The organism is Tsuneonella litorea (assembly GCF_025154015.1).
Taxonomy (GTDB): Bacteria; Pseudomonadota; Alphaproteobacteria; order Sphingomonadales; family Sphingomonadaceae; genus Tsuneonella; species Tsuneonella litorea.
This window is the reverse complement of the sequence record NZ_JAOAMV010000001.1, coordinates 638,839-653,074: the sequence shown is the minus strand read 5'-3', so window position 1 is coordinate 653,074 and position 14,236 is coordinate 638,839. Positions and strand designations below refer to the sequence as shown.

The following is a 14,236-nucleotide window of genomic DNA, read 5'->3' as shown; positions in this document are numbered from 1 at the left end:
GCGATCCGGCGCAAGGCGATTCGTGCGGCGAATACCTTTCGCCGGGAACTGCGCGGCCGAGAGCGGCGCGGAGCGGCCTTTTTGGGATGTGCAGCGCCGGCGAGGTGTGAAACAATCTCCGCGGGCCCTTCTCGTCGCGGAGGGAAAGGGGATGACGCAGACAGGACGATCGCGCGGCGGAGAACCCGCCGGGGTGAGACTGCTGCTGCCGCGGATCGGCGCGGCGCTGCTCCTCGCCGCCGTGCTGGCGGGGTTGTGCGCGCCGTTTCTCGCCGCTCCGCTGGCACAGGCTCCGCAGGCGCGCGACGGGGTCATCGACCTCACCGGCTGGAATCCCAGAAGCGAAGCGATCGCGCTCGTGGGGGAATGGGCGTTTCGCAGGGACGCCGGAGAGGGCTTCGACGGGCCGGCACCCGGCACGATGCGCGTCCCTGGAACATGGAGCCTTGGACCCGGCGAAAGCACGTCGTCCCGCGGCGTGGCGACCTATCGGCTGACCATCCGGGGCCTTGCGCCGGGCGAATACGCGGTGCGGATTCCGTTGCTCTATTCCGCGGCACGCGTCTACGTCGACGGCAAGCAGGTCGCGGGCATCGGACGGCTCGGGGGATCGCCAGCAACCACCGTCCAGCATCCGCGTGCCGCAACGGCCAATTTCGCCAGCGACGGCGGGCCCGTCGACCTCGCCGTGCAGCTGGCCTCGTTCCATCACCGCGAAACGGGGATAGTGACCGAACCCGTGCTCGGCTCGCCCGCCGCTGTCGCCGGGTGGCTAACCTGGCAGGCGGCGCAGGACTTCGTGTTCGTCGTGTCGCTGCTGGTCCTCGCGGCCTACGGGATCGTCGTGTTCTTCTACCGCGGCGAAGAGCTTCCCGCGCTGTATTTCGCAGCGAGCTGCGTCTTCTTCGTACCGACCGCGATGGGGCTGGCCTACGACAACCTCCTGCTCGTCGCGTTCCCTGCGCTGGGCCTCACCGGGATGCTCGCGGTCCAGTATTCGACGCTCGGGCTGAGCGTGCTGTTCTTCCTCGGCTACTCGCACCGCCTGTTTCCCAGCGAAAGCTGGCGCCCGGCGGCCCGAACGCTCGCGGCGGGCATGGGTGCGATCATGCTGGCGCAACTTGTGACCATTGCCATGGGCGACACGCTTACCGCGTCGTTTCTCTCGCTCGCATCGCTGGCAACGGCGATCGCGATCTGCGTCTACGTCGTCACGGTCGTGGCCCGGGCGGCGCGCCGGGGTCGACCGGGCGCCGGCATCCTGTTTGCGGGCATGGGCTTCTTCGTGGCGACGATGGCGGTGGTCGCCTTCGTCCAGTCGGACCTCCTGCCCCGCGACCGGGTCGTGGCATCGGACCTGGCCCCGATCGGCATCCTGATGCTGCTGTTTTCCCATGTCGTCGTATTCGCCATGCGCTGGTCGCTGGCCACACGCGCGGCCGAGCGGTCGAACGTCGAGCTCCGCACGCTGCTCGACGTGAGTACGGCGATCAGCACGGAGATGGACCTCCGGCCTCTGCTGTCCCGGATCGTCGAGGCCGCAACCAGGGTGGTGCGCGCCGATCGCAGCTCGCTGTTCATGTACGACGAGCGGACCAACGAGCTCTGGTCGCTCGTCGCCGAAGGGATCCCGGGGCAGCAGCTGCGCTTCCCCGCCGATCACGGCATAGCGGGACACTGCCACATCGGCGGCGAACCGATCGTGGCGGCCGACGCGTACGCCGACCGGCGCTTCAACGCCTCGGTCGATGCCGCCACCGGGTACATCACCAGGACCGTGATGGCGGTCCCCGTGATCACCCGCGACGGGCGGCGCCTGGGCGTCCTTCAGGCCCTCAACCGCGTCGGAAAGGACGGGTTCGACGGACGCGACGTGCGCCGGATGGAAGCCTTCGCTTCGCAGGCGGCCATCGCGATCGAGAACGCCCAGCTGTTCGCTGAGGTCGATTCGGAGCGAGGGTACAACGAGAGCATCCTTGCCTCGATGTCGAGCGGGTTGCTCACCCTCGACGGCAACGGCCGGATAGTGAAGGTGAACACGGCCGCCTGCGACATTCTGGGATATGCCCGCGACGCGATCGAGGGGGCCCGGCCCGCCGACACCTTCGCCCGCGAGAACCCCGGCCTTCTCGACGAGATCGGCAAGGTCGCATCCGAGGGCAGCGCCCGCAACCTGGTCGACTTCGACGTCGTCACCGGGCGCGGGGACCACATTTCCGCGAATATCGGCATCGTGCCCCTGCGCGGGGAAGCGGGCGCCGCCGGCGTGCTCGTGCTGTTCGACAACATCACCGCGACCAAGCGGCTGCAGGGCGCGATCGGCAGGTTCCTGCCGCAAGGCGCGGTAGAGGAAATCCTCGAGCGCGACGAAAACCTGCTGTTCGGCACTTCGTGCCGGGCAACCGTCCTGTTCGCCGACATCCGCAACTTCACCGGCGCCGCCGAAGCGCTGTCGCCGCGCCAGACCGTCGACATGCTCAACGATGTATTCACCAGCCTGTTCGAGGCGGTGGCGAGCAACGACGGCGTCCTCGACAAGTTCATCGGTGACGCGCTCATGGCGGTCTACGGCGCCCCCATCGCGACCGGAGCCGACGCGGAAAACGCCGTCAGGAGCGCGCTGAGGATGCAGGAGCTCCTCGCGGAGTACAATCGCTCGCGGGCGGACGATGCGCTGCCTCCCCTTGCCCTGGGTATCGGCATCGCCACCGGCGAGGTGATCGCCGGCACGATCGGGTCGCCCAAGCGGATGGACTACACCGTGATCGGCGATTCGGTGAACCTGGCCTCGCGGCTCGAGGCCATCACCAAGGCATACCAGGTCCACACCATCGTGTGCGCCGACACCGCGACCGAACTCGGCCCCGCGATCGGCTTGCGCGAGCTCGACCTTGTCCGCGTGCGCGGCCGCAACCAGCCCACGCGGATCTACGAAGCCTTTCCGGCCAGCGACGCAGGTGCCCGGGCGAGCCTGCTGCACACCTATGCGAAGGCCCGCGCACTGCTCGCGGAAAGAGACTGGACCGCCGCGGCGCGGACTTTCGAAACGGCCCTCGAGATCGCGCCGGATGACCACCCGTCGGCGCTGATGCGCGACCGGGCCCGGGCACTTGCCGCCGATCCGCCCGGTCGCGACTGGGACGGAGTCTGGGCGGACTGAACCGAGAAAGATCGAATGCAGCCGACAGCGAAAGGGAAGCGGGTCGATGGTGCTGCTGGAGAGAATTGAACTCTCGGCCTCTCCCTTACCAAGGGAGTGCTCTACCTCTGAGCTACAGCAGCGTGACCATCGGTCGATCCGCGCGGCGCGGGGCCGCGGCGGTGAGCGGGCGCGCCTTACAGTGCGCCCCTCTCTTGTCAAGCGGAACGCGCAGCGGCAAGGCCGCGAACGCGATGACCGGCAGCGACAAACCGACCCGCGAGGAACGACTGGCCGCGAAGCTGCGCGAGAACCTGCGCCGGCGAAAGGCCCAGTCGCGCGAAATGGCGGCACAAAAGCCCAGCCTTTCCAAAGAGGGCGAGCAAAGCTAGGGGCGGGACCCGCAACCACCCTCGCCCGATGGAGCCGCCGCGCGTGTCCACGCTGATCCTGATCCGCCACGGCCAGAGCCAGTGGAACCTGGAAAACCGTTTCACCGGCTGGTGGGACGTCGACCTGACCGACAAGGGCGTGGCCGAGGCGATCGGCGCGGGAGAGCTGCTGGCGGAAAAGGGCGTGTTCCCCACGGTCGCGTTCACCTCGCTCCAGACCCGCGCGATCAAGACGCTCCACCTCGCGCTCGAGGCCTGCGGGCGGTTGTGGATACCCGAGACCAAGGACTGGCGCCTCAACGAGCGGCACTACGGCGGGCTGACCGGGCTCGACAAGCAGGAGACCCGCGACAGGCACGGCGACGAGCAGGTCCACGTCTGGCGCCGCAGCTTCGACGTGCCGCCGCCCGAAATGGAGGCGGGGAGCGAATACGACCTGTCCGCCGACCCGCGTTACGCCGGGATCGACGTGCCGCGGACCGAAAGCCTCAAGCTCACCATCGAGCGCGTGCTGCCCTACTGGGAGAGCGCGATCGTGCCGCAGCTCGCCGCCGGCGAGACTGTCGTGGTCGCGGCGCACGGCAACAGCCTGCGCGCGCTCGTCAAGCACCTGTCGGGCATTTCCGACGCGGACATCACCGGGCTCGAGATTCCCACCGGCCAGCCGATCGTCTACGAATTCGACGCCTCAATGACGCCGGGCGAGCGGCGCTACCTCAAGGATACCTGAATCCCATGACCGCTTCCGGGGCAGACGTCGCGATCGTGATGGGCAGCCAGTCCGACTGGGACACGATGAAGTGCGCCGCCGAGGTGCTCGACGAGCTGGGCGTGAGCCACGAGGCGCGGGTCGTCTCCGCGCACCGCACCCCCGACCGGCTGCACCAGTTCGGCAAGGGCGCGGCGGGCGAGGGCTTCAGGGTCGTGATCGCCGGCGCGGGCGGTGCGGCGCACCTGCCCGGCATGATCGCCGCGCTCACCCACCTGCCGGTCCTTGGCGTGCCGGTGAAGTCGAAGGCGCTGAAGGGTCTCGATAGCCTGCTGTCGATCGTCCAGATGCCCGCCGGCGTGCCGGTCGGCACGCTCGCGATCGGCGAGGCCGGCGCGACCAACGCCGGGCTGATGGCGGCCGCGATCCTCGCGCTCGGCGACGACGACCTGTCGCGCCGCCTGCAGGACTGGCGCGCGGCGCGCACCGCCGCAGTCGCCGAGGCGCCGGAGGACTGATGCTGCCTGTCGGGGGGACGATCGGGATCCTGGGCGGCGGCCAGCTCGGCCGGATGCTGGCGATGGCGGCGGCGCCGCTCGGCTATCGCTGTCATGTCTATACCCCCGAGCGGGACAGCGTGGCCGCAGAGGTTTCCGCCGAGGTCACCGTCGCACCGTTCACCGACCCGCTCGCGCTGGCGCGCTTTGCCGATGCCTGCGACGCGATCACCTTCGAGTGGGAAAACGTGCCCACCGGCCCGCTGCAGTTCCTCGAGGGCCGCATCGCCCCCGGCCTGCGCGCGCTCGAGACCGCACAGGACCGGCTCAAGGAAAAGCGTTTCGTTGAGGACCTGGGCGGGCGCGCCGCGCCGTTCGCCGCGGTCCACTCGGCCGAGGATTTCGTTCGCGCGCTCGACCGCATCGGCACGCCGGGCGTGCTCAAGACCGCACGCGACGGGTACGACGGCAAGGGCCAGTGGCGCGTGCATTCCCCGCGCGACGCCGAGGCGATCCGTCTGCCGCAAGCCCCCTGCGTCTACGAGGGGTGGGTCGAGCACGAAGCGGAATTTTCGGTGATCCTCGTGCGCGGGGCGGACGGTGAGGTGCGGTTCTGGGATTCGACCGAGAACCGGCACGCGCACGGCATCCTGTCGCAATCGCTGTGGCCGCCGGGCGATGCGGTCGCGGCGCAGGTCGACTCCGCGCGAGGCCTCGCCCGCAAGGTCGCCGACGCGCTGGGCTATGTGGGCGTGCTGACGCTGGAGTTCTTCGCGACGCGCAACGGCCCGGTGTTCAACGAGATGGCGCCGCGGGTGCACAACTCGGGCCACTGGACGATCGAGGGCGCGGCGACGAGCCAGTTCGAGAACCACGTCCGCGCGGTGGCCGGCCTGCCGCTCGGCGACACGGCGACGGTGGTGTCCCGCGCGGTGATGGACAACCTCATCGGCGACGTATCGACCGCGCACGCGGCGCTGGCGGACGCGCACGCGCACCTCCACCTCTATGGCAAGTCCGAGGCGCGCGAGGGCCGCAAGATGGGCCACGTGACGCGCACATGGCACGCCAGGTAACCGCCATTCTCGCGCGCGCCGACAACGGGATCATCGGCAGGGACGGGGCGCTGCCGTGGCGCATTCCCGCCGACCTCAAGAGGTTCAAGACGCTTACCCTGGGCAAGCCCATGGTGATGGGCCGCAGGACCTTCGAAAGCTTCGGCAAGCCTCTGCCCGGCCGACGCCACGTCGTGCTGACCCGCAGCCGCGACTGGCGCGCCGCCGGCGCCGAGGTCGCCCACTCGGCCGCGGAGGCGCTTGCGCTGGCGGGTGAGGGCGATGTCTCGATCGTCGGCGGAGCGGAGATCTACCGGCTCATGCTGCCGCACACGAGCCGCATCGAGTTGACCGAAGTCCACGCCGACGTCGACGGCGATACCCGCGTTCCCCCGTTCGGCTCCGAATGGCGCGAAACCTGGCGCGAGGACCACGTCGCCGACGGCGAGACGCCGGCCTACAGCTTTGTCAGGCTGGAGCGCGTATCGTGAGAAAGTGGCACATCGCCCTCGCGCTGCTCGTCGTCGCCGCGCTTGGCGGACTGTTCGTGCTGGGACCCGGCTTGGCCGAGAATGCGATGAACAGGATCGACGGCAAACCGCTGGTCCGTGTCTCAGACGAGGCGAAGGCGCTGCACGCCACGCTGACGATCGTCGACCTGCATTCCGACACCTTGCTGTGGAAGCGTAACCTGCTGTCGGACGCCGAACGCGGACACATGGACCTGCCGCGGCTGGAACGCGGCAACGTCGCGCTGCAGGTATTCTCGAGCGTGACGAAGACGCCCAAGGGACAGAACTACGACGCCAACGGGGGCGATACCGACAACATCACCCCGCTGGTCTTCGCGCAGCTCCAGCCGCCCAATACCTGGACCTCGCTCTATCGCCGTTCGCTCTACCATGCGGCCAAGCTGAGGGACGCGGAAAGCCGCTCGGGGGGAAAGCTGGTGCCGGTAGCGGGACCGGCCGACGTCGACGGTCTGGTCGCCGCGCGCGATGCCGCCGCGCGCCCCGTCGGCGCGATGCTCTCGATCGAGGGGCTGCACGACCTCGAGGGCAATCTCGCCCGGCTCGACAAGCTCCACGCCGCGGGCTTTCGCATGGCGAGCCTGACACACTTCTTCGACAACGACCTTGCCGGGTCGATGCACGGGTTCGACAAGGGCGGCCTCACCGACAAGGGGCGCGAGGCGATCCGGCAGATGGAACAGCTCGGCATGATCGTCGACGTCGCGCATTGCAGCCACGCCTGCGTCGCCGACATCCTGGCGATGGCGCGGCGCCCGGTGGTCTCGAGCCATGGCGGGGTGCAGGCGACGTGCAAGGTCAACCGCAACCTGACCGACGCCGAGATCCGCGGGATCGCTCGCAGGGGCGGCGTGATCGGCATCGGCTACTGGGAAGGGGCGGTCTGTTCGACCGATCCGCGCGCCGCGGCGCGGGCGATGAAGCACGTGCGCGACCTCGTCGGGATCGACCACGTGGCGCTCGGCAGCGACTACGACGGGGCGACCACGGTGCGCTTCGACACGGGGCAGCTCGCGCAGGTGACCCAGGCGCTGCTCGACGAGGGGTTCTCGGAAGGCGAAATCCGCAAGGCGATGGGGCTCAACGCGCTGCGGGTCATCCGTGCCGGGATCGCCCCCAGGAGGGTCGAGCCGTGAGGTGGCTCGACCATCGCGCGCCGATGCCCGAATCGCTGCGCGGCGCGATCATCGCGCTCGGCAATTTCGACGGGTTCCACCTCGGCCACCAGGCAGTGGCCAACGAGGCGATCGGCTGGGCGCGCGAGGAGGGACGGCCGAGCATCGTCGCCACTTTCGATCCCCACCCGGTGCGCCTGTTCAAGCCCGACGCACCGCCGTTCCGCCTCACCACGCTCGAACAGCGGCACGAACTCTATCTCGCCGCGGGCGCAACCGCGATGCTGGTGTTCCATTTCGACCGCGAGCTGGCGAGCACCACCGCCCAGGACTTCGTGAACGTGCTCCTCCACGAACGGATCGGCGCCGCCGGCGTGGTGACCGGCGAGGATTTCACGTTCGGCAAGGGCCGGGGCGGCAATCGCCAGGTGCTCGCGGACCTCGGGCGCGAGGCCGGCATCGAGACACGGGCCGTTCCACCGGTGATGGAGAGCGGCGAGCCGGTTTCCTCCAGCCGGGTGCGCACCGCGCTCCAGGCGGGCAACTGCCTGGCCGCGACGCGCCTGCTCACCCGCCCGTTCGCGATCCGCGGCGTCGTCCAGCACGGCGACAAGCGCGGGCGCGAGATCGGCTATCCCACCGCCAACCTGCCGCTCGAGCAGTACCTGCGCCCCCGCTTCGGCATCTACGCGGTGACGGGCAGGGTGCTCAGCACCGGGCAGGAACTGAAGGGCGCGGCCAACATCGGCGTGCGGCCGACCTTCGATCCGCCCAAGGAACTGCTCGAGCCCCACTTCTTCGACTTTTCGGGCGATCTCTACGGTCAGGAGATCGAGGTGGCATTCCACCATTTCCTGCGGCCGGAGGCGAAGTTCGATTCGCTGGACGCCCTGATGGCGCAGATGAAAGCGGACTGCGACCGGGCGCGCGAACTGCTCGGGTGAACCAAAAACTTTCCTACGGCGCCGCCTTCCGCTAGCGGCCCTCTCGCCATGAGCGAAGCCGACAACCCCAAACGCGATTACCGCGACACCGTCTTCCTGCCGAAGACCGACTTTCCGATGAAGGCCGGGCTGCCGCAGAAGGAGCCGGCCATTGCCGCGCGGTGGGAGGCCGAGAAGCTCTACGAGCAGTTGCGCGACGTGCGCCGCGGCCGACCCAAGTTCATGTACCACGACGGCCCGCCCTACGCGAACGGCGACATGCACATCGGCCACGCGCTGAACCACACGATCAAGGACATGGTCTGCCGCACGCAGAACCTGCTGGGCAGGGACGCGCCCTACGTGCCCGGGTGGGACTGTCACGGCCTGCCGATCGAGTGGAAGGTCGAGGAACAGTACCGCAAGGCGAAGAAGAACAAGGACGAGGTCCCGCTGCTCGAATTCCGCGCCGAGTGCCGCGCGTATGCGCAGCACTGGGTCGACGTGCAGCGCGGGCAACTGAAGCGCCTCGGCGTGATGGCCGACTGGGACAATCCCTACCTGACGATGCAGCCCGAGAGCGAGGCGACGATCGTCGCCGAGCTGCTCAAGTTCGCGGAAAGCGGCCAGCTCTATCGCGGGGCCAAGCCGGTGATGTGGTCCCCGGTCGAAAAGACCGCGCTGGCCGAGGCCGAGGTCGAGTACGAGGACATCGTTTCCACGCAGATCGATGTGGCGTTCGAGATCGTGGAAAGCCCGATACCCGAACTCGTCGGCGCGCACGCGGTGATCTGGACCACCACGCCGTGGACGATCCCGGTGAACCAGGCGATCGCCTATGGGCCGGAGGTCGAATATGGCCTCTATGAGCTCGGCAGGGGTCTTGTCGTTGCGGAAGTGGAGTTGGTTGGCGAACTTGCCAAGCGTATGGGCATTTCGCGCGAGATCGATGACGAACGTTCTGAGTTGACCGGACGCTTTCGTCAGCTCGCCACCTTCAAAGGCGCCGACCTCGCCGGCACCGTCGCCCGCCATCCGATGCACCACCTCGGCGGGTTCTTCGCCGAGCCGCGGCCGTTCCTGCCGGGCGACTTCGTCACCACCGACAGCGGCACCGGGCTCGTCCACATGGCGCCCGACCACGGCGAGGACGATTTCGACCTGTGCAAGGCGCACGGGCTTAACCCGAAGTTCGCGGTCGAGGGCGACGGCAAGTACCGTAGCGACTGGGGCTGGCTCGGCGGGCAAGGGTCGGTCATCAACCCCAAGTTCAACGCCCCCGACGGACCGATCTGTTCGGACCTGCGCGAGGCCGGCGCGCTGCTCGCCGCATCGCAGGACTACCAGCACAGCTACCCGCACTCGTGGCGATCGAAGGCCAAGGTCATCTACCGCTGCACCCCGCAGTGGTTCGTGCCGATGGACAAGCCGCTCGCGCACCTGCCCGCGCTGAGCAGCGCCGAGCAGCGCTGGGAGAACGAGGGTGGCGACGACACGATCGACGAGGAAGCCACCGCCGGCTCGCCCAGCTTGCGCGAGATCGCGCTGGCCGAGATCGAGCGGGTCCAGTTCACTCCCGAAAAGGGCCGCAACCGCATCAGCAGCATGGTCGCGGGCAGGCCGGACTGGGTGCTGAGCCGCCAGCGCGCGTGGGGCGTGCCGATCACGCTTTTCGTCAACCGCAAGACCGGCGACTACCTCGTCGACGAGGCGGTGAACGCGCGCATCGTCAATGCCGTGCGCGCCGAGGGTATCGACGCCTGGACGCCCGAGACCGCGCACCGTTTCCTCGGCGACGAATACGACCACGAGGAGTGGGAGCCGGTGTCCGACATCCTCGACGTGTGGTTCGATTCGGGCACCAGCCACGCCTACGTGCTCGAGGACAAGGCCCGCTGGCCCGACCTGAGCTGGCCGGCCGACATCTACGTCGAAGGGTCCGACCAGCACCGCGGCTGGTTCCAGTCCTCGCTGCTCGAATCGTGCGCCACCCGCGGCCGCGCGCCCTACGACCGCATCCTGACCCACGGCTTCACGATGGACGCCAGGGGCATGAAGATGTCCAAGAGCCTCGGCAACACGGTCGATCCGATCAAGGTCATGGAAACCTATGGCGCCGACATCATCCGGCTGTGGGCGCTCTCGGTCGACTTCACCGAGGACCACCGCATCGGCGACGAGATCCTGAAAGGCGTCGCCGACCAGTACCGCAAGCTCAGGAACACCTTCCGCTACCTGCTCGGCGCGCTCGACGGGTTCGATGAGGCCGAGCGGTTGCCGGCCGCAGAGATACCCGAGCTCGAACGGTACGTCCTCGCGCTGCTCGGCGACGTCGACGCCACTTTGCGCGAGGCGGCCGAGACCTACGACTTCAACACCTACGTCCGCACACTGATCGACTTCTGCAACGAGGACCTGTCGGCGTTCTACTTCGATATCCGCAAGGATTCGCTCTATTGCGACGTGCCCGGCAGCACCAGGCGCCGCGCGGTGCGCACGGTGTTCGACACGCTGTTCCACGCGCTCGTCCGCTATGCCGCCCCGGTCCTCGTGTTCACCGCCGAGGAAGTCTGGGGCACGCGCTATCCGGAGGGCGGCAGCGTGCACCTGCTGGAATGGCCGGAGATCGAGCACGCGGACACTTCGGACAAAAAGTGGGATGCCGTCCGCGACCTGCGCGAGCGCGTGACCGAGGCGATCGAGCCGCTGCGCCGCGACAAGGTCGTGCGTTCGGGGCTCGAGGCCGAGGTGTCCGTTCCCTCCGCCGCGGTGCCCGAAGGGTTCTCCGACGACCAGCTCGCCGAACTGTTCATCACCGCGACAGTCCGCCGGGGCGATGGGGACGCGGTGACCGTCACCCGTACCCAGGACCACAAGTGCGGCCGCTGCTGGCGGCTGCTGCCCGAAGTGGACGCGGACGGCGACCTCTGCGCGCGCTGCGCCGACGTCGTGGGCGAAGAGGTGCCGGCATGAGCCCGCTCACCCGCAACCGGCTGGTCGGCCTCGCCATCGCGGTGGTGCTGTTCGCCGCGGACCAGGCGACGAAGACCTACATCCTCGACGGATTGCAGCTCGGCCTTGGGCAGTCGCACTACCTGCTGCCGTTCTTCCAGTTCACCCTGACGCACAACTACGGCGTCTCGCTCGGCATGTTCACCGCCGATACGGACCAGATGCGCTGGATCCTGGTCGGGGTGACCGGCGTGATCGCGGCGGTCGTCACGGTGTGGCTGGTGCGCGAAAGGAAGCTCGCCGACATCGTGCCGCTCGCGCTGATCCTCGGCGGCGCGCTCGGCAACATCAAGGACCGGTACGAGTACGGCTACGTCGTCGATTTCCTCGACCTGCACTTCGGCGACTTCCGCCCGTTCCTCATCTTCAACATCGCCGATGCCGCCATCACTATCGGCGTGCTGATCATCCTTGCCCGATCGCTCTTCGTAGGCGACAAGGCAGCCGACAAACCGGCCGACCCGGCCCCGAAACTCGGAAACGAGAGCTAGATTCCATGCGCAAGACCGTCTTCATCGCCCTTTCGTGCCTCGCGCTTGCCGGTTGCGGCAGCGGCGGCATCCTCAACCGCGAGCGGCCGGACGAATTCGCCGTGCAGCGCCAGGCGCCGCTGGTGGTGCCGCCCGACTTCAGCCTTGTCCCCCCTTCGCCGGGCGCGCCGCGCCCGACCGAGGGCACCGCGGCCGAACAGGCGCTCGATGCGCTTTTCGGCGGTCCCGCTCCGCGCAGCGCGGTGGAGACCAGCGCGCTCGACCGTGCCGGCGTCGCCGAACCCGGCATCCGCACCGCGGTCGGCGACCCGCAGACGAACACGGTCGCCAAGGGCCGCGTGACCCGCGACATCATCGCCGCCCCCGAAGGCGACGGCCAGGGCGCGAGCGCGGTGATCCCGGGCTGACCGTTTCGATCGACAAGCCGCTGGCGCACAGCAGATCGCTTTGCTAAGCGCCCGCGACCGAAGCACCCGTAGCTCAGCTGGATAGAGCGCTGCCCTCCGAAGGCAGAGGTCACAGGTTCGAATCCTGTCGGGTGCGCCATCGTCCGATCGTCGGGGAACGTCGCATCGTAGGCCGATGGTTGGCTTTCAACAGCAATTGATGGGCCGTCACTGTATCTGAGGCCGCGTTGCACTCGCCCGCCTCTTGAATAAATTATTCAACGGGTTAACAGTCGCGATGCAGGATCATGCTGCAGATGTCCGGAACCGTTCGACAGGTCGAACCTTTCTTCGGGGAAGTCGATTTGGGAGGTTCCTTTTCCGCCGATCGTGCAATGTCGCAGCCTGCCTTTCGATTACCGCAGGCAGTTTTCGCTGACGCCGCGTTTATGCCGGACGGGCATGCGGGAATTACCCCCGTTACGCTGCGTGCGGACTGACGCGCCGGTGAGCGGGCCTTGCGCCCAGTTCGAAACCTTTGTCGCGGGCATCTGCAGTGCAGACGCCGATCGAGGGGCAACGCGCCCGATCGGACGTCACACCGGGCTGGCTCGATGAGAGCGGCAGCGAGCATCAAGAACCTTGTTCGGCGCGTCCCCGGCCTGAACGGACTGTTGAAGCACTTCGATTTCCAGAGCAATCTCGATGCGTATATCATCGAGCAGCTCGCCGCCTTGCCCGCTGGCGGCACGATACTCGACGCGGGATGCGGCAGTCAGCGATTCAGGGCGCATTGCGCGCACCTCACCTACAAGGCGCAGGATTTCGGCGCGTTCGAGAACGAAGCGAAGCGAACCTTCGTGACCCCCTTTCTCGAGGGCAACGAGGTTTCGGGATACGCCGACGAGGGTTATCGGTACGGCAAGCTCGACTACGTCGGTGACATCTGGTCGATCGACGAACGCGACGCGTATTTCGACGCGATACTCTGCACCGAGGTGCTCGAACACATTCCCTACCCCATCGAAGCCGTGCGCGAGTTCGCGCGACTTCTGAAACCCGGCGGTACCCTGATCCTGACAGCGCCCAGCGCGTGCCTTCGCCACATGGACCCGTTCTTCTTCCAGACCGGATTGAGCGACCGCTGGTATGAAACGATTCTCCCGCAGGCCGGATTCGAGATCGAACGCCTGGACCAGGTCGGCGATTATTATGCGTGGATGGCCTACGAGCTGGGCCGATCCGCGCTGACGCATTCCTTCCTCGCGAAGCTCGCGCTGTTGCCGGCCTTCCTGTTCTTCAATTCGCGCACGCCGACCGAGACTTCCCGCAACAGCCTGTGTTTCGCATATCGGGTCGTAGCGACCAGGAAATCCGACCTCTGAGAAGGCGGTCGCGCGCAGTGGCCTGAATTGCAGGACTTAGCCGAGTTTGCACGGGAATGGCCGCTTCCGGCGGCCGTCATCGTTTGCCTTCTCGCCAGGCCTCCCGGACCCGCCCGTCAGCCATCGACGCCGATGGCAATCGGTACGGCAACCCGGCTCGCCGCGTGCGATTCGGTGGTTTCGCCCGGATCCAGCCTTACGAAGCGGTAGGCGGCAAATTGATCCCCGCCCCATTCGGCGAAGAGGAGGGTGGTCGCCATGCCTGCGTCGGGAAAGTCGCTTTGTCCGACTGCGCGCACGACATGGACGCTGCCCGCGCGGGGCCCGTGATCGACATATTCGCCCGTCGCCCGATCGCGCCAGCGGCTGTGTTTGATGCAGAGGGCAAGATCGCCCGATTTCCAATGAACGTCCACGCGCCGTCACTCCCTTGCCAGCAGGAGGTTGAACACGCGCACGAGAGGAAAACACCGCTTGGTTGCCATCGGCCGCATCCTCTTCGCGAGAGCCACCTTGCCCGGATTGGCAGGTTGGCGAGGGCGACACGCCCCACTCCTGATGCCCTTTCGTTAGATCACGGCTGCACGGCACGGGTCAACCCG

At 67.8% G+C, this 14,236-nt stretch carries 13 protein-coding genes, 2 tRNA genes and 1 riboswitch; of the genes, 13 read left to right on the top strand and 2 right to left on the bottom strand.

Features of this window, described 5'->3' with window-relative positions; all coding sequences use genetic code 11:
• Positions 1-151: 151 nt before the first annotated feature.
• Positions 152-3,160 carry an adenylate/guanylate cyclase domain-containing protein gene (locus N0B51_RS03110; RefSeq protein ID WP_259960713.1) on the top strand — a complete coding sequence of 1,003 codons (3,009 nt, stop codon included), beginning with the start codon at positions 152-154 and terminating at the stop codon, positions 3,158-3,160.
• A 47-nt stretch (positions 3,161-3,207) separates the two neighbouring features.
• On the opposite strand, the gene N0B51_RS03105 is transcribed toward N0B51_RS03110, so the two are convergent.
• A tRNA-Thr gene (locus N0B51_RS03105) sits at positions 3,208-3,282 on the bottom strand.
• Between the two features lie 111 nt (positions 3,283-3,393).
• On the opposite strand from N0B51_RS03105, the gene N0B51_RS03100 reads away from it, so the two are divergent.
• From N0B51_RS03100 to N0B51_RS03045, 12 genes are all read left to right on the top strand, one after another.
• A complete protein-coding gene (locus tag N0B51_RS03100; protein WP_259960712.1) occupies positions 3,394-3,531 on the top strand; it encodes a hypothetical protein in 138 nt (45 codons plus the stop codon).
• A 43-nt stretch (positions 3,532-3,574) separates the two neighbouring features.
• On the top strand, positions 3,575-4,261 hold the full coding sequence (gene gpmA, locus N0B51_RS03095) for a 2,3-diphosphoglycerate-dependent phosphoglycerate mutase (protein ID WP_259960711.1): 687 nt from the start codon (positions 3,575-3,577) through the stop codon (positions 4,259-4,261).
• A gap of 5 nt (positions 4,262-4,266) precedes the next feature.
• On the top strand, positions 4,267-4,758 hold the full coding sequence (gene purE / locus N0B51_RS03090; protein ID WP_259960710.1) for a 5-(carboxyamino)imidazole ribonucleotide mutase: 492 nt from the start codon (positions 4,267-4,269) through the stop codon (positions 4,756-4,758).
• Entirely contained in the window at positions 4,758-5,813 is a 1,056-nt protein-coding gene (locus N0B51_RS03085) for a 5-(carboxyamino)imidazole ribonucleotide synthase (protein ID WP_259960709.1), read from the top strand. Before purE ends, N0B51_RS03085 begins: the two co-directional genes overlap by 1 nt.
• The gene (locus N0B51_RS03080; protein ID WP_259960708.1) at positions 5,798-6,283 is read left to right on the top strand and encodes a dihydrofolate reductase; all 486 of its coding nucleotides are present in this window, start codon (positions 5,798-5,800) and stop codon (positions 6,281-6,283) included. The genes N0B51_RS03085 and N0B51_RS03080 overlap by 16 nt, the downstream gene beginning before the upstream one ends.
• Entirely contained in the window at positions 6,280-7,458 is a 1,179-nt protein-coding gene (locus N0B51_RS03075; protein WP_259960707.1) for a dipeptidase, read from the top strand. The genes N0B51_RS03080 and N0B51_RS03075 overlap by 4 nt, the downstream gene beginning before the upstream one ends.
• On the top strand, positions 7,455-8,381 hold the full coding sequence (locus N0B51_RS03070; protein WP_259960706.1) for a bifunctional riboflavin kinase/FAD synthetase: 927 nt from the start codon (positions 7,455-7,457) through the stop codon (positions 8,379-8,381). The genes N0B51_RS03075 and N0B51_RS03070 overlap by 4 nt, the downstream gene beginning before the upstream one ends.
• 48 nt (positions 8,382-8,429) lie before the next feature.
• On the top strand, positions 8,430-11,333 hold the full coding sequence (gene ileS / locus N0B51_RS03065; protein WP_259960705.1) for an isoleucine--tRNA ligase: 2,904 nt from the start codon (positions 8,430-8,432) through the stop codon (positions 11,331-11,333).
• Positions 11,330-11,863, top strand: a complete 534-nt coding sequence (gene lspA / locus N0B51_RS03060; RefSeq protein ID WP_259960704.1) for a signal peptidase II — start codon at positions 11,330-11,332, stop codon at positions 11,861-11,863. The genes ileS and lspA overlap by 4 nt, the downstream gene beginning before the upstream one ends.
• 5 nt (positions 11,864-11,868) lie before the next feature.
• A complete protein-coding gene (locus N0B51_RS03055) occupies positions 11,869-12,270 on the top strand; it encodes a DUF3035 domain-containing protein (protein WP_259960703.1) in 402 nt (133 codons plus the stop codon).
• A gap of 62 nt (positions 12,271-12,332) precedes the next feature.
• Positions 12,333-12,409: transfer RNA gene (locus N0B51_RS03050), tRNA-Arg, on the top strand.
• A 454-nt stretch (positions 12,410-12,863) separates the two neighbouring features.
• Positions 12,864-13,634 carry a class I SAM-dependent methyltransferase gene (locus tag N0B51_RS03045; RefSeq protein ID WP_259960702.1) on the top strand — a complete coding sequence of 257 codons (771 nt, stop codon included), beginning with the start codon at positions 12,864-12,866 and terminating at the stop codon, positions 13,632-13,634.
• A 116-nt stretch (positions 13,635-13,750) separates the two neighbouring features.
• Here the strand turns inward: N0B51_RS03045 and N0B51_RS03040 are convergent, their stop codons facing one another.
• On the bottom strand, positions 13,751-14,050 hold the full coding sequence (locus N0B51_RS03040; protein WP_259960701.1) for a hypothetical protein: 300 nt from the start codon (positions 14,048-14,050) through the stop codon (positions 13,751-13,753).
• Positions 14,051-14,098: 48 nt separating this feature from the next.
• Positions 14,099-14,201, bottom strand: a riboswitch (SAM-I-IV-variant riboswitch).
• Positions 14,202-14,236: the final 35 nt, after the last annotated feature.